The 23,079-nt window shown below is 29.9% G+C and carries 23 protein-coding genes and 1 other RNA gene; 9 read left to right on the forward strand and 15 right to left on the reverse strand.

The genetic code is table 11. The features are described from left to right. Positions 1-42: 42 nt before the first annotated feature. The 3 genes from rlmD to H0I29_RS12560 all read right to left on the reverse strand — a co-directional run bounded on the left by rlmD (position 43) and on the right by H0I29_RS12560 (position 2,786). Positions 43-1,497, reverse strand: a complete 1,455-nt coding sequence (gene rlmD, locus H0I29_RS12550; protein ID WP_218752618.1) for a 23S rRNA (uracil(1939)-C(5))-methyltransferase RlmD — start codon at positions 1,495-1,497, stop codon at positions 43-45. Between the two features lie 100 nt (positions 1,498-1,597). Beyond that, positions 1,598-2,293: an OmpA family protein gene (locus H0I29_RS12555; protein ID WP_218733013.1), complete on the reverse strand. Its 696-nt coding sequence runs from the start codon at positions 2,291-2,293 to the stop codon at positions 1,598-1,600. A gap of 16 nt (positions 2,294-2,309) precedes the next feature. Then, positions 2,310-2,786, reverse strand: a complete 477-nt coding sequence (locus H0I29_RS12560) for a lipocalin family protein (RefSeq protein ID WP_218752619.1) — start codon at positions 2,784-2,786, stop codon at positions 2,310-2,312. Positions 2,787-3,074: 288 nt separating this feature from the next. On the opposite strand from H0I29_RS12560, the gene H0I29_RS12565 reads away from it, so the two are divergent. Beyond that, entirely contained in the window at positions 3,075-3,233 is a 159-nt protein-coding gene (locus tag H0I29_RS12565; RefSeq protein WP_082864245.1) for a YqaE/Pmp3 family membrane protein, read from the forward strand. Positions 3,234-3,372: 139 nt separating this feature from the next. On the opposite strand, the gene H0I29_RS12570 is transcribed toward H0I29_RS12565, so the two are convergent. Genes H0I29_RS12570 through H0I29_RS12580 form a run of 3 tightly spaced genes read right to left on the reverse strand, consistent with a single transcriptional unit; the run spans position 3,373 to position 4,725 of the window. Next, the gene (locus H0I29_RS12570) at positions 3,373-3,711 is read right to left on the reverse strand and encodes a tRNA-binding protein (protein WP_218733015.1); all 339 of its coding nucleotides are present in this window, start codon (positions 3,709-3,711) and stop codon (positions 3,373-3,375) included. Between the two features lie 3 nt (positions 3,712-3,714). Then, positions 3,715-4,179: a DUF962 domain-containing protein gene (locus H0I29_RS12575; protein WP_218752620.1), complete on the reverse strand. Its 465-nt coding sequence runs from the start codon at positions 4,177-4,179 to the stop codon at positions 3,715-3,717. 9 nt (positions 4,180-4,188) lie between these two features. Continuing rightward, on the reverse strand, positions 4,189-4,725 hold the full coding sequence (locus tag H0I29_RS12580) for a YfiT family bacillithiol transferase (RefSeq protein WP_218752621.1): 537 nt from the start codon (positions 4,723-4,725) through the stop codon (positions 4,189-4,191). Positions 4,726-5,407: 682 nt separating this feature from the next. On the opposite strand from H0I29_RS12580, the gene H0I29_RS12585 reads away from it, so the two are divergent. Further along, a complete protein-coding gene (locus H0I29_RS12585) occupies positions 5,408-6,370 on the forward strand; it encodes a glycosyltransferase family 2 protein (RefSeq protein WP_218752622.1) in 963 nt (320 codons plus the stop codon). A 55-nt stretch (positions 6,371-6,425) separates the two neighbouring features. On the opposite strand, the gene mazG is transcribed toward H0I29_RS12585, so the two are convergent. From mazG to ruvX, 4 genes are all read right to left on the reverse strand, one after another. Beyond that, positions 6,426-7,205 (reverse strand): nucleoside triphosphate pyrophosphohydrolase, encoded by a 780-nt coding sequence (mazG, locus tag H0I29_RS12590; protein ID WP_218733019.1) that lies wholly within the window; start codon positions 7,203-7,205, stop codon positions 6,426-6,428. A gap of 66 nt (positions 7,206-7,271) precedes the next feature. Next, on the reverse strand, positions 7,272-7,691 hold the full coding sequence (locus H0I29_RS12595) for a DUF5606 domain-containing protein (protein WP_218752623.1): 420 nt from the start codon (positions 7,689-7,691) through the stop codon (positions 7,272-7,274). A 102-nt stretch (positions 7,692-7,793) separates the two neighbouring features. Continuing rightward, the gene (gene def / locus H0I29_RS12600) at positions 7,794-8,384 is read right to left on the reverse strand and encodes a peptide deformylase (protein WP_218733021.1); all 591 of its coding nucleotides are present in this window, start codon (positions 8,382-8,384) and stop codon (positions 7,794-7,796) included. A 251-nt stretch (positions 8,385-8,635) separates the two neighbouring features. Continuing rightward, positions 8,636-9,046, reverse strand: a complete 411-nt coding sequence (gene ruvX / locus H0I29_RS12605; RefSeq protein ID WP_165730167.1) for a Holliday junction resolvase RuvX — start codon at positions 9,044-9,046, stop codon at positions 8,636-8,638. Positions 9,047-9,426: 380 nt separating this feature from the next. Between ruvX and H0I29_RS12610 the strand changes: the two genes are divergently transcribed. From H0I29_RS12610 to H0I29_RS12620, 3 genes are read left to right on the forward strand one after another with little or no spacing between them, the layout of a single operon-like run. After that, positions 9,427-10,242 (forward strand): 2,3,4,5-tetrahydropyridine-2,6-dicarboxylate N-succinyltransferase, encoded by an 816-nt coding sequence (locus H0I29_RS12610; protein WP_218733023.1) that lies wholly within the window; start codon positions 9,427-9,429, stop codon positions 10,240-10,242. Positions 10,243-10,254: 12 nt separating this feature from the next. After that, positions 10,255-11,019, forward strand: a complete 765-nt coding sequence (locus H0I29_RS12615) for a glycosyltransferase family 2 protein (protein ID WP_218752625.1) — start codon at positions 10,255-10,257, stop codon at positions 11,017-11,019. Continuing rightward, the gene (locus H0I29_RS12620) at positions 11,006-11,968 is read left to right on the forward strand and encodes a stealth family protein (RefSeq protein ID WP_218752627.1); all 963 of its coding nucleotides are present in this window, start codon (positions 11,006-11,008) and stop codon (positions 11,966-11,968) included. Before H0I29_RS12615 ends, H0I29_RS12620 begins: the two co-directional genes overlap by 14 nt. A gap of 32 nt (positions 11,969-12,000) precedes the next feature. Here H0I29_RS12620 and H0I29_RS12625 read toward each other — a convergent pair whose 3' ends face one another. After that, positions 12,001-14,019, reverse strand: coding sequence for an LTA synthase family protein (locus H0I29_RS12625; protein WP_218752629.1), 2,019 nt, complete (start codon positions 14,017-14,019; stop codon positions 12,001-12,003). 362 nt (positions 14,020-14,381) lie between these two features. On the opposite strand from H0I29_RS12625, the gene H0I29_RS12630 reads away from it, so the two are divergent. Continuing rightward, positions 14,382-15,800, forward strand: coding sequence for a CCA tRNA nucleotidyltransferase (locus H0I29_RS12630; protein ID WP_218752630.1), 1,419 nt, complete (start codon positions 14,382-14,384; stop codon positions 15,798-15,800). Between the two features lie 7 nt (positions 15,801-15,807). Then, the gene (locus H0I29_RS12635) at positions 15,808-16,605 is read left to right on the forward strand and encodes a glycosyltransferase (RefSeq protein WP_218752631.1); all 798 of its coding nucleotides are present in this window, start codon (positions 15,808-15,810) and stop codon (positions 16,603-16,605) included. A gap of 6 nt (positions 16,606-16,611) precedes the next feature. Here H0I29_RS12635 and H0I29_RS12640 read toward each other — a convergent pair whose 3' ends face one another. The 4 genes from H0I29_RS12640 to H0I29_RS12655 form a co-directional block, all read right to left on the reverse strand. After that, positions 16,612-18,441, reverse strand: a complete 1,830-nt coding sequence (locus tag H0I29_RS12640; RefSeq protein WP_218752632.1) for an ABC transporter ATP-binding protein — start codon at positions 18,439-18,441, stop codon at positions 16,612-16,614. Then, positions 18,441-20,156: a phospho-sugar mutase gene (locus H0I29_RS12645; protein ID WP_218752633.1), complete on the reverse strand. Its 1,716-nt coding sequence runs from the start codon at positions 20,154-20,156 to the stop codon at positions 18,441-18,443. Before H0I29_RS12645 ends, H0I29_RS12640 begins: the two co-directional genes overlap by 1 nt. Before the next feature lie 42 nt (positions 20,157-20,198). Then, on the reverse strand, positions 20,199-21,155 hold the full coding sequence (locus H0I29_RS12650; RefSeq protein ID WP_218752634.1) for a glycosyltransferase family 2 protein: 957 nt from the start codon (positions 21,153-21,155) through the stop codon (positions 20,199-20,201). Between the two features lie 64 nt (positions 21,156-21,219). After that, a complete protein-coding gene (locus H0I29_RS12655; RefSeq protein WP_218733032.1) occupies positions 21,220-21,741 on the reverse strand; it encodes a DUF4199 domain-containing protein in 522 nt (173 codons plus the stop codon). A 175-nt stretch (positions 21,742-21,916) separates the two neighbouring features. Between H0I29_RS12655 and ffs the strand changes: the two genes are divergently transcribed. Beyond that, positions 21,917-22,015, forward strand: an RNA gene (gene ffs / locus H0I29_RS12660) — signal recognition particle sRNA small type. 157 nt (positions 22,016-22,172) lie between these two features. Next, positions 22,173-22,976 carry an SDR family oxidoreductase gene (locus tag H0I29_RS12665; RefSeq protein ID WP_218752635.1) on the forward strand — a complete coding sequence of 268 codons (804 nt, stop codon included), beginning with the start codon at positions 22,173-22,175 and terminating at the stop codon, positions 22,974-22,976. The last annotated feature ends 103 nt before the right edge of the window (positions 22,977-23,079 follow it).

Genomic DNA, 23,079 nt, shown 5'->3' on the forward strand with positions numbered 1-23,079 from the left:
ATTAACCTGAGATTTTTAATATATATTGTTTATGAAATTTAGTTATTTCTTCTCAAACAAAACCACTGTTTCAATATGACTAGTATGTGGGAATTGATCTACCAAACTAATCTTTTTAATAAAATAACCAGCTTCTGCTAACAGTTCTGTATCTCTAGCTTGAGTTGCTGGGTTACAAGAAACATACACCATTCTATCAGCATTTAGATTAATGATTTTTTGTAATGTTTTTGGCGCAATTCCTGCTCTTGCAGGATCTAAAATAATTGTCTTTATTTTATCTTTATATTCTGGATGTGCAACTAAGAATTTACCAACATCTGCTGCATAAAATTTTAGGCCATCAATATTATTTCTTTTGGCATTTTTTTCAGCATCTTCTATAGCCGAAGCCACGATATCTACACCAACAATTTTTGCGTTTTCACTTTTAGAAGCTACAATCTGACCGATGGTTCCTGTTCCGCAGAATAAATCCATTACCACAGTATTGTCTACCTTCGTTTTATCTTCTAAAACATATTCAACAACTTTTGAGTATAACTTTTCGGCACATTTAGGGTTCGTTTGAAAAAAGCTTTTCATGCTGATTTCAAAATTCAAACCTAATAATTCTTCTACAATTTTATCTTTACCATACACTAAGTCTAAACTACCCGCTGTTGCAATAGTTCTATCGCCCGTCTCATCATTAATAGTATGTAATAAACCTGCTAAACGATCTCCAAAAATATCCTTTAGAAAAGAAGCAAATTTCTGTAAATCAAAATTCTCTAATTCAGGAGAAGTAGTTACCAAATTACATAATAATTCGTCTGTTTTAAAAGATTTTCTTACAACAAAGTATCTAAAGAAACCGGTCTTTTTTGGACCATGCCAAGGCTCTAAACCAGTGTCTATACAATATTGACGAATGTTTTTTAAATTGTCTTCTAATTGCTTGTCAAATAAGCCAGAATCTTTTTCTAAATTATCTCCCATCCACCAAACACCACGTCTTTTAAAACCTAATGTAAACTCATCTTTATCTCTTTTTGTAACTCTATCATATCCAATAGCAGAAAAACCATATTCCATTTTATTTCTATAATGAAATACGTTTGGAGAGGTTACAAATTCATCAAATAGATCTTCGATATTAGCTACTTTTCCAATTTTTTTAAATAAGGTTAAAGTACTTTCTTTTTTATATTGATGTTGTAAATCTATAGGTAATTGAATATAAGGCGCACCAGGAATGTCTTGATAAGGAACTTCTACCTCATCTTCAGATGGTTCTAAAACATCTATCAACTTTGCTTCTGCATAGTTTTTACTAGACTTACTTATTTGTGCTTTTACTAATTGACCAGGCAAGGTATTCGGAACAAAAATAACAAAACTACCTTCATCAGACTGGATTCTTGCAATCCCTTTTCCGCCAAAAGCGTAATCTTCAATTTTTAATTCTAAAACTTGATTCTTCTTTACAAATTTATTTCGTTCTCTACGTGGCATTCTTAATTGTTTATGTGGTGCAAAATTAGGGAAAATATAGTTTGATGAAACAAAAAAGGCCACTCATTTGAGTAGCCTTTTTATTAAAGTAAGATTATATTTAGTTTCCTGCTTCTTTTTGTGCTTCTTGAATCATTTGTTCATTGGCAACAATAGCAAACTCTACACGTCTGTTTTTACTTCTTCCTTCTGCAGTTTCGTTTGTTGCAATAGGATCATTAACACCTAAACCTTTGGTTTCAAATCTTGCATTTTCAAGACCTTTAGTGGTTAAATACTCTTTTACAGAATTCGCTCTTTTTGCAGATAAAGTTTGGTTGTATTCAACTCTACCAGTGCTGTCCGTGTAACCATAAATAACAATATTAGTATTTTCGTAACTATTAAAAATAGGAACTAATTTTTCTAAATTTGCTTTTGCTCCTACAGATAATGTAGCTTTATTAGTATCAAATCTAACGGCATTTTCACCTAAAGTTAACATAATACCTTCACCAACTCTTTCTACTTCTGCACCAGGTATTGCTTCTTCTATTTCACGAGCTTGTTTGTCCATTTTATTACCAATTACACCACCGGTAACACCTCCAATTACACCACCTAAAACAGCGCCTAATTCAGAATTTTTACCATTTCCAACATTGTTTCCAATTACGGCACCTAAAATAGCACCTGCTGCAGTACCAATACCAGCACCTTTTTGTGTGTTGTTTGCATTTTTAACAGCTTCACAAGAGGTTAGCATGCTTGCTGTTATAAATAATACTGATAAACTATAAATTATTGATTTTTTCATTGTGTTTCTTTTTTAATTATTTTCTTTGAAAAGAGTAAGTAATATCTTTTGTTTGTCCTGCAACGTTAATTTGGTCTACCAATTGGAAGCTTGATTTTGTTACATTTATAATATCTAAAACAAAACCATTATTTACTTCTTTTGCTTTGTAGTCGTTAATGATTTTTAAAACAAATTTTCCATCTTTATTTAGGTACCAAGTTATTGGAGAACTAAATTCTTTACAAGAGGTGCTTAGACTAGTAAGTGCCATTTCTCCTTTGTTGTTATTTGAAACAAAACTCCAGTCACTACCAACAAAACATTTAGAGTCTGCTATGTAAAAAGAAGTTACATTTAAAAAGTCTGATCCAGGAAAGTCAACAGCAGTCATTGTAAAATTTCCTTTTAAAATACGTTCGGTTTTATTGTCTAATTTGGTACTAACTGCAGAGGTAGATTTACATGCAATAGCTACTGAAATAAATAAAACAATACATAAAATTTTTTTCATAAGTAATATAGATTAGTTTTTTGCAAAGTTAAGAATACTAGTTAGCATATTCTTTATTTTTATATGCTATAGTTTAAGACACGTTTTTATAAAGATAGTCACTTTTATTGATATATTTTTTGAGTTTTTTTACAATTTATTTTAAATAAAGTCTATTCTGTTATTTAATGTTGATTTTGTTGAGGTTATAAATAGAAAATAACATATTTAAACTTTATTTTTTTAGCATTTCTCTGTAACAAATTTATTTTTGGTTCGTCTTATTTCTGTAACCAACTAAATATAAAAATGAGTTTTATAAGGGTATTACTTGCTATTTTCTTTCCGCCACTTTCTGTGATAGATAAAGGTTGTGGTTCTTTCTTTATTATTTTTTTACTGACGCTTTGCGGATGGATTCCTGGAGTAATCGGAGCTTTAGTCATTTTAAATAATCCGAAGAATTAATTTTTATGGCATTGACATAAATTAGTTTTACAGATTTCAAGAAACTTGAAACCTGAAACTATTGTACTTCTTGCGTAAAATAAACCTATGTTTCTATGTGGAGGTGCTTTAAATTCCTTAAACCTTAAACCTTAAACCACTAATTAACTTGCTCTCCGTTTTTTATCTCTTTAGAGGCTTGTAATAAAATCACATCTCCTGCAGTATTATAAACACCAATTACTAAGCATTCACTCATAAAGTTGGCAATTTGTCTAGGTTTAAAATTTACAATTACAGAAACTTGTTTGTTTAGTAAATCATCTTTTGTATATAAATCAGTTATTTGCGCACTAGACTTTTTAATGCCCAATGCGCCAAAATCAATTTTTAGTTGATAGGCAGGTTTTCTTGCCTTAGGAAAATCATTGACTTCAATAATAGTTCCTATTCTAATATCAACTTTTAAAAAATCTTCAAAGGTAATTTCTTCTTTCATTCCTTATTTTTTCTTTCCTAATTTTTGTATTACCCATAAAGGACCAATCAATAAAAATTCTAAATCTTTTAAGAATGATGGTTTTGCACCTTCTACTTTATGTCCATAAAACTGGCCAATCCAAGCTAAAATAAAAATAATTAAAGATGCGAAAAGCAGGTTTACTTGATTACTTAGCCAAAAATTGGCTGCAATTGTTATTAAAATTATCAAAGACATTTCTATAAAATACCAAAAACCTAAACGCAAATAAAAAATAGAAATAACAAGACCAACTATTACAGCCCAATTTTCTATTAAAGGATTAGATAAGTTTAATGTGTTTTCTAAAAATGTTGTTGGTATACTCATGAGTAAACCAATAACACTAAAAAAAATTAAAGGAACACAAATGTAATGTATCGCTTGGTTTGTTTCGTTTTGATGACTAACTGCATATTCATCAAAATATTCTTTAGCTGTTTTCATAAGTCGTTTTTATTTCCAACCTTCACGAATCATCAATTCTTCTATATGTGCAAAATGGTGCTTACTATGCCAAGCATAGATACAAATGTTTTCTTTTAAACTAACTTCTTTATTTCCAGATGGATGAATAAATATTTTGTTTAACTGTGCATCCGTCAATTTACGTAAGAAATACACCCATTTAGAATGTAAGGCTTTTAAAGCATCAATTGATAAAAATACAGGGTCAGATTTAGAATCTTCTAATTCTGCCCAACGTTCTTCATAATAGGCTTTTATAACAGGTTTGTCTTCTGTTAAAGCCCATTTAAAACGCGTATATGAATTATGATGACTGTCATAACAATGATGTATTACCTGTCTAATTGTCCAGCCGCCCTTACGGTACGGTGTGTCTAATTGTTTGTCAGATAGGTCTTTGGTTAGGAATTCTAGTTCTTGAGGAAATCTTTCCAAAATAGAAACCCAATCTTCAATATTTTTATTTGTGATGTTTTTTGGAATATTTGTTCTTCCTATCGGATATTTTAGTTCTTCTAGTGTCATTTATTTCTTTGTTATTTTCTTTAAAAAACGTTCAGAATCTTTATTTTCTGGTTTAATAGCTAACGCTTTTTTAAAGTTGATAATTGCATTGGCAGTATCTTTTTTCAAAAAATAGGCTTCTACCATGCTATCAAAAACGTTTGATTTATTTGGGTATAATATAGCGTTTATTTTGAAAAGCACGATTTTCAAATAAAAAAATATCCTTTTACTTCTTATTTTACCAATTTGCTAAATTCAATAATCTTTTTGATCGTTTTTTCTCTAATGGATAAACAAATCTATTTGCTCATCTAACTAAATAAATCGTATGTTTTTAGATATATAAAATTGATGTTTTTTTTTACCTTCTTTCCACTGTTTATTAATCCTTTAGAAATAGAAAATCCAGGGCTTTTTTTTTATTAGGTTTTACATTTACGCCTATTGGTACAGTTTGGTATTTAGGATTGTCTTTTTTTGCGAGTCTTTTTTCTCAAAAGTTACAGAGTAATCCTAATTTTAATGTTTGGTTAAATAAAATTAGTGGTTTTATTTTTATTCTGATGGCATTTTCAATTATACTAAGCTAAATCTATCTGTTTTTTTTGTTGTTTTTTTGATTTATGAGCGTTCAATTTTTTACATTTACAAGATTGTTTTAAATTAGTTTAACATTTAAAACGTTGAAAATATTTATAATTTGAGTCTCAATTTTTCCTTAATAATTCCAGTTTACAATCGTCCTAATGAAATAGAGGAGTTGTTAGAAAGTCTTACAAAACAAGATTTTTCTGATGATTTTGAAGTTTTAATTATAGAGGATGGTTCTACTGATAAAAGTGATTTAATTGTTGAGAAGTATAAAACTGAATTAGATTTAAAATACTTTTTTAAAGAAAACAGTGGGGCAGGAGCGAGCCGTAATTTCGGAATGCAAAATGCTTCAGGAAATTATTTTATTATTTTGGATTCTGATGTTATTGTTCCAGTACAGTATTTATCCGAAGTACAAAAAGCCTTAGAAACTAATTTTACAGATGCTTTTGGTGGGCCAGATACAGCGCATAAAAGTTTTACTTCGTTACAGAAAGCAATTAATTACTCGATGACTTCTGTGTTAACTACAGGTGGAATTAGAGGTAAAAAACAAGCTGTCGGCAAATTTCAACCAAGAAGTTTTAACTTGGGGTTGTCTCAGATAGCTTTTAAAAAGACACAGGGTTTTTCTAAAATGAAAAACGGAGAAGATATCGATTTAACATTCCGACTTTGGGAAAACGATTGTGAAACACAGTTAATAGAAAAAGCTTTTGTGTATCATAAAAGAAGAAGCTCTATTCAGCAATTTTTTAAACAGACCTTTGGTTTTGGAACAGCTAGACCTATCTTGAATAAAAAATATCCCACAACTGCAAAACCGACCTATTGGTTTCCTTCTTTGTTTATAATTGGAATTGATGTGAGTATCATTTTAGCCATTTTGGGCTATAACCAATTGTTGTATTTCTACGGATTTTATTTTCTGCTTGTCTTCTTAGATTCTTTAGTGCAGAATAGGAGTTTGTATGTAGCTTTCTTGAGTATCTTAACTTCTTTAACCCAGTTTTTAGGATATGGATTAGGGTTTTTAGAATCGCAATTTTACCCGAAGAAGAATAAGTAAATTAAGGTTTCGACTGTAATCATCAACTTGATATAGAAAATAGTCTAGTTTTTTTTTACTTAAAAAATTCTTTAGATTTCTCCCAATACACATCCATTTCAGTTAAAGACATATCAGCAAGTTCCTTGCCTTCTTTTTTAGCTTCTTGTTCTAGAAATTGAAAACGATTAATAAACTTCTTATTCGTTTTTTCTAAAGCATTTTCTGGATTTACGCCAATAAAGCGAGCGTAATTAATCATAGAAAACAAGACATCACCAAACTCTTTCTCTGTGTTTTCTTGGTTTCCTGCTTTTACTTCTTCGTTTAGTTCTGTAAGTTCTTCTTGTACTTTTTCCCAAACTTGTTCGGGTTTTTCCCAATCGAAACCAACACCTTTTACTTTTTCTTGAATTCTACTTGCTTTTACAACAGCAGGTAAACTTTTAGGAACACCTTCTAGAACAGATTTATTTCCTTCTTTTAATTTTAATTGTTCCCAATTACGTTTTACTTCTTCTTCTGTTTCAGCAACAACATCTCCGTAAATATGTGGGTGTCTGTGTACTAATTTGTCGCAAATTGCATTGGCAACATCAGCAATATCAAAAGCCTTTTTTTCGCTTCCAATTTTAGCATAAAAGACGATGTGCAGAAGCACATCGCCTAATTCTTTTTTAATTTCTTGTAAGTCATTATCTAGAATAGCATCGGCCAATTCATACGTTTCTTCAATAGTAAGATGACGTAAGCTTTCTAAAGTTTGTTTTTTATCCCACGGACACTTCTCACGAAGATCGTCCATAATATCTAACAATCTATTAAAAGCCGCTAATTGTTCTTTTCTGCTATTCATTTTTTTAGTTTTGAATACTGAATACTGAATACTGAATACTGAATACTGAATACTGAATACTGAATACTATTTTTCAGTTTCTTCAGCAGATACTTCTTCAACTTTAGGAAATTCCATGCCAGCTTTTACTAAAATATTAAACCATTGAATTACTTTTTTTATGTTAGAAGCATATACTCTTTCTTCATCATAACCAGGTAAAACCTCAGAGAAAAATGCAATTAAATTTTTGCTACTTTCTTTATGAGATAAAGCCTCTTTACCTTCTGTTTTTTCATACATAGAAGTAAAAATGTTTAATAAAGGCACATCTTCTTCATACGTGTAAATTGCTATGTTTTCTAACAAGCTAACGTTTTGAGCAGCATTAATTGCTACACGTTTTTTTTCTACTAAAGATTCTGCGATTACTGCATTTTTAGATTGTGAGATTACTTGAAATAATCCAGGTTTACCAGTTACGGCAATAATTTTGTTAAATTCCATTTTTGTATATTTTATTAGATGTCATTTCCAGAACAGACAAACGTTTTCTTAAATCAAAAACAATTAGTTTGTGACTGAGCTAGAAAAAGACATGGTTTTTTGTTATTTACCTTTTTTTGCATTTGGGAAACGCATTCTGTAGTCTGCATTAACTTTCCCTTTAGAAATATTTTCTAATTTCTTTTTTATCAACCTCTTTTTAAGGGAAGAGAGTTTGTCTGTAAACAAGACTCCATCTATATGGTCGTATTCATGTTGAAAAACCCTTGCAGCTAAACCGTCTAAAGTTTCTGTATGAGTTTTAAAATCTTCATCTTGATATTCAATAGTAATTTCTGGCTGACGAAAAACATCTTCTCTAACATCCGGAATGCTTAAACATCCTTCGTTAAAAGCCCATTCGTCACCTTCTTCCTTTAATATTTTAGCATTTATAAATACTTTATTAAAATCCTTTAAAGCTGCTCTATCCTTTTCAGATAAATCCTCATCTTCAGCAAAAGGAGAAGCATCAATAACAAATAAACGGATTGCTTTACCAATCTGAGGAGCTGCCAAACCAACACCAGAAGCATTGTACATGGTTTCTTTCATATTAGAAATCAATTTTTCTAAATTAGGATAATCTGCATCAATTTCTACGGACATTTTTCGTAAAACAGGATCTCCGTAAGCTACAACTGGTAATATCATTTCTTTATTTTTAAGATTGGCAAAAATACAATTTACAATTACGAATTACGAATTTTTTGAAATTGGATTTTATTTTTTTTTGAGTTTTATTTTTTAAACAGTTTTGTCTTTACTCTAATAAGGTTAAAACATCTAAAAAGAACCTATTGTTTAAAGTGAGTTTCTCATTCTTTGCATGAAAAAACTTAATTGTAAAAGTTGCTTAACTAATAGAATAGCATTAGCAAACAATCAAACAATTTTGCGTTTTATTACTTACTATATAAATAAGACTGTAAAATAATGGTAGCACTAATTTCATCAACCAAAGCTTTATTTCTACGTTGCTTTTTATTTAAGCCTCCATCAATCATCGTTTGAAAAGCCATTTTAGAAGTAAAACGTTCATCAATTCTTAACAGTGGAATTTGAGGTATTTGGTTTTCTAGTTTTTTTAGAAACGGAAGTATTAAAACTTCACTTTCACTATCGGTATTATTCATCTGTTTCGGTTTTCCTACCAGAAAAAGATCTACTTTATTTTCAGAAATATATTTTTTCAGAAAAGGAATTAAATCATCGGTGTTCACGGTTGTTAAACCAGAGGCAATAATTTGTAGTTCATCTGTAACTGCAATACCTGTTCTTTTTTTACCAAAATCGATGGCGAGAATTTTACCCAAATTAAATGTTTTTTGCAAAAATAAAAGTTATAATATAATTACTACTGTTTAATTTAAATATTATCAATTAGTTAACGTTTTTTTTGTTTTATGCCATATAAACTCCCAAAATGTCTAGTTAAATTCAATTTTATTCTCCTAGTACCTGCATAGGCATGAAACAATTCAATTTTATTGTCAATCATTTAAAAAACATTTGTTTGTCAGATAGTTACAATCAAGCCTTAGTTCTTGATTCTAAAGACAAAACAGTCTTATGTATTTTCTCTAAGATAAATGATAATTGTATTTTAAACAAGATGTAATAATCTGTTTAAAAAACGTATATTTGTCCACGTTTTTGTGGATAGATTTATATTTGCGAAAATATACATATTACAATGAAAGAAATTAGAGAAATCATAGAGTCAGCTTGGGAAAACCGCGAGTTGTTAAAAGAAGAAAATACAATTAACACAATTAGAAAAGTTGTTGATTTATTAGATAAAGGAGAATTAAGAGTTGCTGAACCAACAACGGATGGTTGGCAAGTAAATGAATGGGTAAAAAAAGCGGTAGTTTTATATTTCCCTATTCAAAAAATGGAAACTTTAGAAGCTGGTATTTTCGAATACCACGATAAAATGCCTTTAAAAACAGATTACGCAGCACAGGGAGTTCGTGTAGTTCCTGGAGCGTCTGCTCGTAAAGGATCTTATCTTTCACCAGGTACTATTTTAATGCCAAGTTATGTAAATATTGGTGCGTATGTAGATGAAGGTACTATGGTAGATACTTGGGCTACGGTTGGTTCTTGTGCACAAATTGGTAAAAACGTTCATCTTTCTGGTGGAGTAGGTATTGGTGGTGTTTTAGAACCATTACAAGCGGCACCTGTAATTATAGAAGACGGAGTTTTTGTTGGTTCTAGATGTATTGTTGTAGAAGGTGTAAGAGTAGAAAAAGAAGCAGTTTTAGGTGCAAATGTTGTATTAACAATGAGTACTAAAATTATTGATGTTACTGGTGATGTACCTGTAGAAACTAAAGGGGTTGTTCCTGCTCGTTCTGTAGTGATTCCTGGTAGTTATACAAAGAAATTTCCAGCAGGAGATTTCAATGTGCCATGTGCTTTAATTATAGGAAAGAGAAAAGAAAGTACCAATAAAAAGACTTCTTTAAACGATGCGTTACGTGAATATGATGTAGCCGTTTAAGAATTAGGTACTATGACAAAAATCACAGCAATTATACCTACATTAAATGAAGAAATTCATATTGCTGATGCTATTAAATCAGTAAGTTTTGCAGATGAAATTATTGTTATAGATTCTTATAGTACAGATAAAACTTTAGAAATAGCTGAAAAGCTACATGTAAAAATCATCAAGCGAAAGTTTGATGATTTTTCTTCTCAAAAAAACTTTGCAATTGACCAAGCAGCACATAACTGGATTTATATTTTAGATGCAGATGAAAGAGTTACGCCAGAAGTAAAAAAAGAAATTTTAGAAGCGGTTAAAAACCCGAATGGTTTTGTCGGTTTTTATGTAAGAAGGACTTTCTATTTTTGCGAAAAAAAGGTAAATTATTCTGGTTTTCAGAGAGATAAAGTAATTCGTTTATTTTTAAAAGAACATTGCAATTATAAAGGAGCTGTTCATGAAAGAATTGCAGCGAATGGAGAAATTGGTTTTTTTAAACATAAAATAGACCATTTTTCATATAGAAATTATGATCATTATATTTCTAAAATGAATCATTATGCAGCAATTAGAGCCAAAGAATTACATGAAAGAGGAGCTAAAGTGAATATTTATCATGTAATGATAAAACCCTCTGCAAGGTTTTTTATTCATTATTTTATCCGCCTTGGGTTTTTAGATGGTTTTACAGGTTTTTTAGTTGCAAAAACACAAGCTTATGGTGTGTTAACGAGGTATATTAAGTTATGGTTATTAAATAATAAGAAGCATTTAAATGGAAGAATCTAAAGGAATTGTTATTGATGCTGTTATTACTTGGGTAGATGGAAATGATCCCCTACATAAAGCCAAAATGAGAAGATATTTAGATGATAAAATTATACTATCTCCTAAGGGAATTAATCTGCGTTATGGGCAAATCGGTGAAATCGAATTTTGTGTAAAGTCTATTTTAAAGTATGCTACATTTATAAGACATATTTATATAGTTACAGATAATCAGACACCTCAATTTTTAAAAAAGAATTCATCACTTTATTCCAAAGTGAAGATTATAGATCATAAAGATATATTTAAAAATCATGAAAACTTTTTACCAACGTTCAATTCTAGGTCAATAGAAACAAGGTTATATAAAATACCCGGTTTATCAGAAAGGTTTATTTATTTTAACGATGATTTTTTTTTACTAAAGAAAACAAAAGTAGAAGATTTTTTTATAGGTGATTTACCTGTATTAAGGGGGAGTTGGTTAAGATTTGATAGTGATGTTTTATATAAAAAAATAAAAAATATTTTTAAGAAACAAAAAAAAGAGAAAAGAGTTGGGCATAAAATTGCACAACAAAAAGCAGCCCAAATCTTAGGTTTAAAAAAATACTTTAAATTTCATCATACACCTCAACCTTTAATAAAGTCGACTTTTGAGAATTTTTATAAAGATAATCAGTCGTTGGAGGTTTTAAATATTAAGCCAAGATTTAGAAGTGATAGTCAGTATATCGCTCAAAGTTTAGCTAATCATTTAGAGATAAAGAATAAAACCTCAATTAAAAAAAATAATTATAATTTGGTTTATTTTCAGAGCTATAAAAAACCTCTTTTTTTTATTAAGAATAAAATTAAAAGAGCTGAGAAAAATCAAAATAAACTCTTTTTATGTATGCAGAGTTTAGACCAATGTCCTTCAGAAAAACTAATTTATATAAAAAATTGGCTTCAAAATAAATACGAGTAATTATTTTGAAGTCCAATTATAGCTTTAAGTATTTAGTCTACAGTTGTAGATTTAGGTATTTTCTTGTTGTTAAAATATAAATATTTGGTTGTATAGTAGTAAGCCGATAAAAGGCTATCCATTTGTTGCGCAACCTCAGGCTTCTCTAACTGAATATCTTTTACTGTATTTGTATCTAAACTGTACAAACTCGTTTTTTTAGAGATGTTTGTTTTCTCGTAATAAAAATTATCTTTTAATATTCCAACTCCTTTTTCTCCTTTACTTTGTAAGTAGACAAAAGCAGCAGTATCTGTGTTGGTACTATCTAATAGGTCTCTTCCTAAAGTATAATTTGTATAGTCTACTTTAGCGATACTTGTTGCCGTAGGAAACACATCTATTAATTTAGCATATTTATCAACTACTTGAGGTTTTACATATTTTGGGGCATGAATAAAAAACGGCACATTATGCACTTGTATCCCTAAATCATCTTGATTATTTTTTAAGAAATTTAGTTTTTTCATACCTCCTCTATGATCGCCAAAAAAGACAAAAATAGTATTGTTATAATAACCAGTTTCTTTAGCTCTTTCTAAAAAACGTGCAACATTAAAATCTAAATATCTAATTGCGTTTAATTGTCCTAAAGATCTAAAACCACCTTTTGACAAGGTTTTTTCGTCTATTTCGTCCTCTAAAATAGGTTTAAAACTTTCTTTTTTGTCAGGTACTGTAAAAGGCATGTGGTTTGTTGCTGTTTGAATGTAAGCAACAAAAGGTTTTCCGCTTTCATGTAGTTTTTTAAATTCTTTGTCAGACTCTTTAAATAAATCGTAATCATCAATTCCCCAAACATCAGCTCTGTTTTCTTCTTCGAAACTACCTTCTTCAAAAATTTGTAAATCTTTTACATTCGATTGAAATACGCCTCTTATATTCGCCCAATTTGCAGAGCCACCTATAAAATATTGTTTTTGATACCCTTCATACTGATCAAAAATAATACGTTGATCTATAATCATAGGGTTTCTAGAAGCCGTTTTTACATCCTCTATATCTGGTAACCCCGTAACACTAGCAAAAACGCTTGCTGCTGTACCTGGTTTATGAACATAGAATTTAGAGAAGCTTAAACTTTCCTTTATAATAGAATCCATTTTTGGGCTAGAGTTTAAAGGATTACCATAATGACTCAATGTTGCCGTTCCTGTAGATTCTAGCATTACATAAATTACATTTGGCTTCTCTTTATATGGTTCTTTAAAAGTTACTTTCTTTGCAAAATTTATAGTGTCTTTTGGTAAGTTTAAGTGTTTTGCAATTACAGGGTAATAAGCTTTAAATTTTTCAATATTAGCACCTTCACTTCTAAATGAAAAACTATCAAAGAAATATAAAACAGGGTTTAATGCAAATTGATTTACGGTAGTGTTTTTAGAGAAAAAAGCCTCACTCCAGCGCAATGGATAGTGTGTAATACTGTTATAGATACCAAAAGATAAAACGAGTATGGTTAGAATAATAATTACTGCTTTTACTTTTTTTGTTATTTCTTGATGTGCTTTTGAAAATATATTATATACAAAATTAGCATATTTATAGATGATAAAACATAAGATTATCAACCCTATAAGTCCTTTATAAATAGGGTAACTTTCAACTAAAACTTGACTAGATATTTTTAAATTACCTAAAAATCGAAGTGAAGAAGCATCTAATCGAATTCCTAAATACTCATAATAACCAAGGTCAAATAAGTAAAATAAAGTTAAGGTCAAATAAGTTAAAACGAGATATGTATTCGCTATCTTTTTATAAATTTTCCTTTCAAAAAAACGAAAATTAGTGATTAAAAGTAATATCGCTAGTGGGAAAAAAGCAATAACGGCAAGTTTTAAATCAAAACGTATACCTAAGAAAATAGCTTTTTGTAATTTTAGTGGATCAAGATCTTCTACTTGTATAAATAGAAGGTAGAAGATTCCTCTAAAAAGTACTGCGAAAATAAATAGAAAAAATACATTTGTAAAAATGTATTTTATGTAACTCGGAATTTTTTGAAACATAGGTATTATATAGGAGCGCAAAGATAGTATTTTTAGAATACACAGTTATAAAGTTCATTTCAATATTTGAGAGAATCTAGCATCGGTTTTAATTTATATTTATTGCTAAAGACTTGAATAAAACAAAGTACTTATAGATACAAATCACTAAGTTGTTTTTATTACTTATTATTTATCCGAGAGATTATTACTATAGTAATTGTATTGCTAACTATTACCTTAGAATCATTTTAAGAAAAAGTAATTCATTTTTTTGTGTAGCATGTTTTATATAGTAAATTTGCGGTAAATTAACATGAATGTAAAATGACCAATTACTTATAGATTGGTGACTTATATTCGAACTTTAAGAGCATAAATTCATGCATAAACAATTCTTTAAAGAAGCCATTTCTCTAGAAATATTTAATGTTATATCCAAAGCATCCAAAGAGTTACAAATAGAGAGTTATGTAATTGGCGGTTATGTCCGTGATTTTTTTTTAAAAAGAGGAAACTCTAAAGATATTGATGTTGTAGCGGTTGGTAGTGGTATTGAGTTGGCTCAAAAAGTATCTAAACTGTTGCCAAATAAACCCAAGGTACAAGTTTTTAAGACCTACGGAACTGCAATGTTACGTTATAATGATGTAGAAGTTGAATTTGTTGGCGCTAGAAAAGAATCGTATTCTGAAGATAGTAGAAATCCTGATGTTACAGAAGGTAATTTACAAGACGATCAAAATAGAAGAGATTTAACGATTAATGCGTTGGCTTTAAGTTTAAATGAAGATAGTTTTGGCGCTTTATTAGATCCTTTCAATGGAATAGAGGACTTGAAAAGTAAGGTGATTAAAACACCTTTAAATCCAGATATTACGTATTCTGATGATCCCCTAAGAATGATGCGGGCCATTCGTTTTACTACGCAATTAAATTTTAATATTGATAGAGAATCTTTAGATGCAATTTCTAGAAATGCTTATCGATTAAAAATTATTACTCGTGAAAGAATTGTGGACGAATTGAATAAAATTTTGTCATCTCCAAAACCATCAATTGGTTTTTTATTGTTAGAACAAACAGGTTTGTTAAAGCAAATATTACCTGAGTTAATGGCTCTAAAAGGAGTGGAGGAAGTAGAAGGGCAGAAACACAAAGATAATTTTTACCACACTTTAGAAGTGGTTGATAATATTTCTGAAAATACAGAAGATGTTTGGTTAAGATGGGCGGCATTATTGCATGATATCGGAAAAGCACCAACTAAAAAATTTAGTAAAAAAGTAGGTTGGACCTTTCATGCTCATGAATTTGTAGGTTCTAAAATGGTGTATAAGTTATTCAAGCGTTTAAAAATGCCTATGAATAACAAAATGAAATTTGTTCAGAAAATGGTCATGTTAAGTTCTAGGCCTATTGTTTTAGCAACGGAAGTTACAGATTCTGCAGTTAGACGTTTGGTTTTTGATGCTGGAGATGATATCAATTCTTTAATGACTCTGTGTGAGGCAGATATTACAACTAAAAACCCCAAGAAATTTAAACGTTATCACCAAAATTTTGAGTTGGTAAGAATCAAGATAAAAGAGGTAGAGGAGAGAGATCAAGTACGTAATTTTCAACCACCAGTTACTGGTGAAGAAATTATGGAAGCTTTTAATTTAAGACCTTGTAGAGAAATAGGTCAAATTAAAGAAGCTATTAAAGAGGCTATTTTAGAAGGAGAAATACCAAATGAAAAGCAAGCATCTTATGATTTTATGATTGAAAAAGGAAAAGAATTGGGTTTGAAAATTTAGATAAAAAATGAAAGTATCTGTAATTATTTCTTATTATAAAAATAAAATTAATCTCAACTTAATTTTAAAAGCTTTACAAAATCAAAGTGAAACTAATTTTGAGGTCATTGTTTCTGAAGATGATTATAATGAAGATACATTTACTTTTTTAGAAAACTGTAAAAAAGACTATAATTTCCCAATAAAGCACACAAATCAAGATAAAGATGTAGGGTTTAGAAAAAACATGATGCTAAATAAATCTACTAAATTGGCTCAAGGTGATTTATTGGTTTTTATTGATGGAGATTGTGTTCCTCATAAACATTTTATAAAAGCCTACATAAAAAATTTTGAAGAAGACGTTATGTTAAAGGGACGTAGGGTGATGCTTTCAGAAAGACTTACATCAAAGCTTAAAAAAACATTTAATTTAAAACTGTTAGATTTGCCTAATGTTTTATTTTCAAAAAGCAAAAAGAAAAAAATTGGAGTTTATAGTCCATTTTTAAATTTGTCTTACAATAGTGATAAAAAATGGCTGCTTGGATGTAATTGGGGAATCTCTAAAAAGACAATTTATAAAGTAAATGGTTTTGATGAAGATTATCAAAGAGCGGCAGTAGGTGAAGATAATGATATTGAATGGAGGCTTAAGTCTATTGGTATTAAAGGTAAATCTGTAAAAAACAAAGCTATTGTTTATCATTTATTTCATAAAGAAAAATATTCTAAAGAAGATTTATTATTTAATAAACAGATTCTTAAGAATAAAAAACTAAAAAAAAACTATTACTGTTTAAACGGATTAGATAAGGTAACTTAGTTGGCACTATGATAAACTCTGCATAGTAACCAACTTAAAGTACTCTCCTTTTTTAGCAAGTAATTCGTCGTGTTTACCTTGCTCTACAATTTTACCTTTTTTAAGTACTACAATTTTATCTGCTTTTTGTATAGTAGATAGTCTGTGTGCAATTACTAAAGATGTTCTGTTTTTCATCATTTTTTCTAAAGCAAGTTGTACCAATTGTTCCGATTCTGTGTCTAGGGCAGAAGTAGCCTCGTCTAAAACCATTATTGGAGGATTCTTTAAAACTGCTCTTGCAATAGACAAACGTTGTTTTTGTCCGCCAGAAAGTGTGTTTCCACTATCACCAATATTTGTATCGTATTTTTCAGGTAAATTCTGAATAAACTCGTCTGCATTAGCAATTTTTGCAGCTTCTAAAACCGCATCATCAGTTGCCTGCTGTGTTCCTAATTTAATATTATTGGTAATCGTATCATTAAATAGAATAGAATCTTGAGAAACAATACCCATTAAATTTCTTAAAGACTTTTTAGTAATGTCTTTAATATTGTTGTTATCAATAAGTACATCCCCTTTATTAACATCATAAAAACGAGTGATTAAATTTGCCAAGGTAGATTTTCCACTTCCAGATTGCCCCACTAAAGCAACGGTTTCTCCTTTATTAATCGTTAAAGAAAAGTTTTTTAAAACATATTCATCTTTATACTTAAAAGAGATATTTTTAAATTCTATTTTATTTGTAAAGTCTTGTTTTATAATTGCGTTCGGCTTGTCCTTAATGGTGTTTTCTGTATTAAGAACCGTCATAATTCTTTCTGCAGAAGCCTCTCCTTTTTGAATGTTATAAAAGGTGGTCGTAATTAATTTTATAGGATTTAAAACAGTGTAAAAAAGTACAATGTACCCTAAAAACTGACTCGCTTTTAAATTACCTGTATTAGACAAAACTTCTGTACCACCATACCAGAGAATCGCTATAATTGTTGCCGATCCTAAAAACTCACTCATAGGTGAAGCTAATGTTTGCCTGTGATAAACACTTGTCATTAATTGCTTAAAATGAAGTGTTGAGTTATTGAATTTTTTTGCGATTACATGTTCTGCATTAAAGCCTTTAATAATTTTTAATCCAGTTAATGTTTCTTCAATAAAAGATAAGAAATTACCAGTTTCCTTTTGTGCTTTTGCCGATTTCGATTTTAACTTTTTACTAATAGATGATATTATAAAACCAGAAACGGGTAATAAAACAAAAACAAACAATGTTAATTTTAAACTCATGTACAGCATAATTGTTATAGAAATAACAACTGTTAAAGGTTCTCTAACAATGGTTTGTACAGAGCTTATTATTGAGTTTTCTACTTCTTGCACATCTCCAGTCATACGAGCTATAATGTCTCCTTTTCTTTTTTCTGAAAAATAGGCAATAGGGAGTTCTACAATTTTATTGTACAAATTATCTCTTAAATCTTTTACAATTCCTGTTCTTAAAAAAGCAATTGCATAAGAAGCTAGATATCTAAATAAATTTTTAAAAAAGAATAATGACAGTGATAATAAACAAATAAATAAAAGCACGTTTATTTCGCCGTCATTAATAATTTTTTGAGAAATAAAGTAGTTAAATTCATTTTCTAGATAACTACCAATATTTCCGATACCCGTATAAATCGGCTTTGAAACGGCTACTCTTTCTTCTCCAAATAAAATTTTTAGAACAGGAATAAACGCCAATACAGAAAGCACATTAAAAACTGCGTAAAGTATATTAAATAGAATATTTAAAATAGTAAATTTTCGATACTTTTTCTCATATTTTAGAATGTCCTTAAAATAGCCCATTAATTCAATTTCATTTCTTTAATAATTCTTTGAATTTTTGCATCTAAAGCAGCTTCTATAGAAGTAGCGTTTTCTTTAGTATCTAAAGATGTATTCACACTAAAGTAAAACTTTATTTTTGGTTCTGTTCCACTTGGTCTCGCCGCAATTCTTGTTCCAGATTCGGTTTGATAAATTAAGACATTAGATTTTGGTAAATCGATGTTTGTTACCTCACCAGTTATTAAGTTTTTTCTAGTTGATGCGTCGTAATCAGAAAGAGATTCTACTTTTTCTCCATCAATTTCAGTCAATGGATTGTTACGCATATCGCTTAACATTTGCTGAATTTCTGCAGCACCATCCATTCCTTTTTTAGTAATTGAAATTAAATGCTCTTTATAGAAGTTGTTTTTAACATAAATAGCTAATAACTCTTCGTAAAAAGAACTTCCGTTTTGTTTAGCATACGCAGCAACTTCACAAGCTAAAAGTGTTGCAGTTACTGCATCTTTATCTCTTACAAAACCACCAACCATGTATCCAAAACTTTCTTCACCACCACCAATAAAGTCTAGCTCTGGAAAATCTCTAACCATTTTAGCGATCCATTTAAAACCAGTTAAACCAACTTTGGTTTCAACACCATAACTTGCAGCAACATCATTAACCAACTCCGTAGAAACAATAGTTGATCCTACAAATTGTTTTCCGTTCATTTTGCCTTCTTCTTTCCACTTCTTCAACAAGAATTCAGTCATAACAACCATTGTTTGGTTCCCATTCATTAATTTCATGTTTCCGTCTGTGTCTCTAATAGCTACACCTAATCTGTCGCAATCTGGGTCGGTACCAATAACAATATCTGCACCAACTTTGTTTGCTAAATCAGTTGCCATTTTTAAAGCTTCTGGCTCTTCTGGGTTTGGAGATTTTACAGTTGGGAAATCTCCATCTGGTTCTCTTTGTTCTTCAACAATATGTACATCTGTATATCCTGCTTTAGCTAATGCATCAGGCACAGAAACTATAGAAGTTCCGTGTAAAGATGTAAATACAATTTTTAAATTTTTACGATCTACTTTATCAGATAAAGAACCATTTTTTACAGATGCTTCAATAAAAATATCATCAACTTCTTTACCAATTACTTCAATTAAACTTTCGTTTGCATCAAATTTAATTTCAGAAAAATCTAATGCATTTACTTTTCCAATAATTCCACCATCATGTGGAGGAACAATTTGTCCTCCATCTGCCCAATATACTTTGTAACCGTTATATTCTGGCGGGTTGTGAGAAGCCGTTAAAACGATACCAGCATCGCAACCTAAGTGACGAACGGCAAAAGACAATTCTGGAGTTGCACGTAAATCTTCAAAAAGAAATACTTTTATATTATTTGCAGATAAAACATCTGCAACTACTTTAGCAAACTTTTTACTGTTATGTCTACAATCGTACGCAATTACTACGCTTAATTGTTCTTTTTTTACGTTTTCTATTAAGTAATTAGACAAGCCTTGAGTTGCTCTACCTAATGTATATTTGTTAATTCTGTTGGTTCCAGCACCCATAACTCCACGCATTCCTCCAGTTCCAAATTCCATGTCTTTGTAGAATCTATCTGCTAAGGCATCAGGATTATTGTTAATTAATTCTTGAATTTCAGTTTGAGTTTCAGCATCAAAAGTAGCTGTTAACCATTGTTTTGCTTTGTCTAAAATATTATCCATCGTTTAAAATTATGTTGCTTAGTTGAAATACAAATATACTATTTAGAAATTGAGTTTTTCTTTAATTGTATAGTGTTTTTCGTTACTTTTTGTTTTTATAATGAGTTCTCCAATAAATCCTGCTAAAAATAATAGTGTTCCTAATATCATAGAAGTTAATGCTATATAGAACCAAGGATTGTCTGTTATTAAAATTGTTTTAATACCGTTAAAAAGTTTGTAAAGTTTATAGGCGCCAATATAAAATGCAGATGTTGTTCCAAATAAGAACATTAAAGTTCCCCAAAGACCAAAAATGTGCATAGGTCTTTTACCAAATTTTGATAAAAAAGAAATGGTAATTAAATCTAAAAAACCATTTACAAAACGGTCCATTCCAAATTTAGTTTCTCCGTATTTTCTTGCTTGGTGTTGTACTACTTTTTCTCCTATTTTAGTATAGCCTTCGTTTTTGGCTAAAACAGGAATGTATCGATGCATTTCTCCGCTTACTTTTACTGCTTTAATAACCTCGTTTTTGTAAGCTTTTAAGCCGCAGTTAAAATCGTTTAGTTTTAAACCAGATGTTTTTCTGGCAGCAGCGTTAAATAATTTTGAAGGGATGTTTTTAGTGATAACGTTGTCATAACGCTTCTTTTTCCAACCAGAAATTAGGTCGAAATCTTCTTTAATGATTAAATTATATAATTCAGGAATTTCATCTGGATTGTCTTGTAAATCGGCATCCATGGTAATTACAACAGCTCCTTCTGCCATGTCAAAACCAGCATCTAAAGCTTGCGATTTTCCGTAATTTTTTTGAAACTGAATTCCTTTTACCTCGGTATGTGCAGCGGATAGTTTTTCAATTACACTCCAAGAATTATCTGTACTACCATCATCTATAAAAATGATTTCATATAAATAACGATTGGATTGCATAACTTTTGCAATCCAATCGTATAATTCTTGTAAAGATTCATCTTCGTTAAGAAGTGGTATTACTACCGAAATATCCATGTTTGTTTTATTCAATATTTATAATTCAAAGTTTAATTTGTACAAAAACCTCAAATATTAAAATTTAGTATGTTTCTTCTTCAGTTTTTTTCATGATTGCAGAAGCAATTGCAGAAATAATAAAACCTAATATTGCAGCACCAATAATTGAAATAGCAGCTATAATGCCCGGAGATTGAAATTTCTGTGCTATTTCATTAGCACCTTCAATTTGCGCTTCTGTCATTCCACCATCTAAATATGCTTGATTTTGAATTTCCATAGCTTGTTGCATAAAATCAGGCTCTATAACAGTCATAAAAATATACTGATAAATGGCTGTAATTAATGCAGAAAGTATACATATACCAACACCAATTTTAACACCTTGTCCCCAAGAGATAAAACCACTATTAATTTCTTTATATTTTTTTATACCTAAAACAACTAAAGCTGTGGTTAAACCAATAGATATAACTGAAATTGACCAGTGAGGTTTAAGGTGTTCACCCATTGCATAGGTAATAACACTCAATAATATTCCAGCTACTGCTAAAATAACACCATAATTTACAATTAGACTTTTACTGTTTGCTTGATCTTCCATTTTTTTAATTTAGTTAGTTATACAAATATATTGTTTTCATTGTTGATAGTTTTTAATTATTTATAAAAGTTTGTTTACTATCACAACAATTCATTAGTATTCAGAGTGTTGAAAATGTTACATAAAATTTACACTTTTTTTATTGTCAATATCAAAAAAGCGTGTAAATTTGCATCGGCAAGTCCTACACAACTAGCTCCCTTTGAATCCTCCAGGGCGGGAACGCAGCAAAGGTATTAGGTTGTAGCGGTGTGATGTAGGTAGCTTGCCATTTTTTATTTCTCTCTATTTAATTCTGAATTTCTTCAGAATTTTTCTTTTTTAGAGCAATTATTAACTTTCTCCTTTTTAGTTTCCTTCGTTTTCTTTTAAGATATTTGTGGCAACATTTAATTATTAAGTATTTTTAATTTTTCAAGCATTTATTATTTATGTCTAAAGTTGTATTAATTACTGGAGCTTCATCCGGAATAGGGAAATCTATTGCTACGTTTTTATCTGAAAAAGGATATAAAGTATATGGTACAAGTAGAAATCCTAAAAACACTGCCAATTTTTCTTTTGAATTAATTGCTTTGGATGTCTTAAAGGTTGATACTATTAATGCAGCAATCGATTTAATCATTCAGAAAGAAGGAAGGTTAGATGTTTTGGTTAATAATGCAGGAATGGGAATTACGGGTCCAATTGAAGATACGCCGACTGATGAAATGAGAGCTGTTTTTAATACCAATCTTTTTGGTGCTGTAGATGTAATGAAAGCTGCTTTGCCACAAATGCGCAAACAAAAATCGGGTACTATTATTAATGTAACTTCTATTGCTGGTTATATGGGCTTACCTTTCAGGGGATTGTATTCTGCTACAAAAGGTGCTTTGGAAACCATAACAGAAGCAACAAGTATGGAAGTAAAACCATTCGGAATAAAAGTAACTTGTGTTGCACCCGGAGATTTTGCAACCAATATTGCTGCGGGAAGATATCATACGCCAGTTTTTGATGATTCTGCTTATAAAGAGAATTATCAAATGAATTTAAATTTGATGGATGCGCATGTAAGTGGCGGAATGGATCCGATAGAAATGGCAAAGGCTGTACATAGGATTATAAAAACTAAAAACCCGAAGATTCATTACAAAGTTGGTGGGTTTATGGAAAAGTTCTCCATTGTTTTAAAGCGAATTTTACCAGACAGAATGTATGAGAAAATCTTAATGGATCATTATAAATTATAATTTTATAAGGATTTGTTTTTATGTTTATAAGTAGTAAAAAAATATTTTTATTTCACTTCTTATACTTACTAGCAAGTAACTATCTTTGCGTTAGGGATTGAAG

This window comes from Polaribacter sp. R2A056_3_33 (assembly GCF_019278485.1).
Lineage (GTDB): Bacteria > Bacteroidota > Bacteroidia > Flavobacteriales > Flavobacteriaceae > Polaribacter.

What these genes read in the sequence shown, in the direction of transcription:
- rlmD (WP_218752618.1), bottom strand. Translation starts at nt 1,497, where the DNA reads ATGCCACGTAGAGAACGAAATAAATTTGTAAAGAAGAATCAAGTTTTA.
- H0I29_RS12555 (WP_218733013.1), bottom strand. Translation starts at nt 2,293, where the DNA reads ATGAAAAAATCAATAATTTATAGTTTATCAGTATTATTTATAACAGCA.
- H0I29_RS12560 (WP_218752619.1), bottom strand. Translation starts at nt 2,786, where the DNA reads ATGAAAAAAATTTTATGTATTGTTTTATTTATTTCAGTAGCTATTGCA.
- H0I29_RS12565 (WP_082864245.1), top strand. Translation starts at nt 3,075, where the DNA reads ATGAGTTTTATAAGGGTATTACTTGCTATTTTCTTTCCGCCACTTTCT.
- H0I29_RS12570 (WP_218733015.1), bottom strand. Translation starts at nt 3,711, where the DNA reads ATGAAAGAAGAAATTACCTTTGAAGATTTTTTAAAAGTTGATATTAGA.
- H0I29_RS12575 (WP_218752620.1), bottom strand. Translation starts at nt 4,179, where the DNA reads ATGAAAACAGCTAAAGAATATTTTGATGAATATGCAGTTAGTCATCAA.
- H0I29_RS12580 (WP_218752621.1), bottom strand. Translation starts at nt 4,725, where the DNA reads ATGACACTAGAAGAACTAAAATATCCGATAGGAAGAACAAATATTCCA.
- mazG (WP_218733019.1), bottom strand. Translation starts at nt 7,205, where the DNA reads ATGAATAGCAGAAAAGAACAATTAGCGGCTTTTAATAGATTGTTAGAT.
- H0I29_RS12595 (WP_218752623.1), bottom strand. Translation starts at nt 7,691, where the DNA reads ATGGAATTTAACAAAATTATTGCCGTAACTGGTAAACCTGGATTATTT.
- def (WP_218733021.1), bottom strand. Translation starts at nt 8,384, where the DNA reads ATGATATTACCAGTTGTAGCTTACGGAGATCCTGTTTTACGAAAAATG.
- H0I29_RS12610 (WP_218733023.1), top strand. Translation starts at nt 9,427, where the DNA reads ATGAAAGAAATTAGAGAAATCATAGAGTCAGCTTGGGAAAACCGCGAG.
- H0I29_RS12615 (WP_218752625.1), top strand. Translation starts at nt 10,255, where the DNA reads ATGACAAAAATCACAGCAATTATACCTACATTAAATGAAGAAATTCAT.
- H0I29_RS12620 (WP_218752627.1), top strand. Translation starts at nt 11,006, where the DNA reads ATGGAAGAATCTAAAGGAATTGTTATTGATGCTGTTATTACTTGGGTA.
- H0I29_RS12625 (WP_218752629.1), bottom strand. Translation starts at nt 14,019, where the DNA reads ATGTTTCAAAAAATTCCGAGTTACATAAAATACATTTTTACAAATGTA.
- H0I29_RS12630 (WP_218752630.1), top strand. Translation starts at nt 14,382, where the DNA reads ATGCATAAACAATTCTTTAAAGAAGCCATTTCTCTAGAAATATTTAAT.
- H0I29_RS12635 (WP_218752631.1), top strand. Translation starts at nt 15,808, where the DNA reads ATGAAAGTATCTGTAATTATTTCTTATTATAAAAATAAAATTAATCTC.
- H0I29_RS12640 (WP_218752632.1), bottom strand. Translation starts at nt 18,441, where the DNA reads ATGGGCTATTTTAAGGACATTCTAAAATATGAGAAAAAGTATCGAAAA.
- H0I29_RS12645 (WP_218752633.1), bottom strand. Translation starts at nt 20,156, where the DNA reads ATGGATAATATTTTAGACAAAGCAAAACAATGGTTAACAGCTACTTTT.
- H0I29_RS12650 (WP_218752634.1), bottom strand. Translation starts at nt 21,155, where the DNA reads ATGGATATTTCGGTAGTAATACCACTTCTTAACGAAGATGAATCTTTA.
- H0I29_RS12655 (WP_218733032.1), bottom strand. Translation starts at nt 21,741, where the DNA reads ATGGAAGATCAAGCAAACAGTAAAAGTCTAATTGTAAATTATGGTGTT.
- H0I29_RS12665 (WP_218752635.1), top strand. Translation starts at nt 22,173, where the DNA reads ATGTCTAAAGTTGTATTAATTACTGGAGCTTCATCCGGAATAGGGAAA.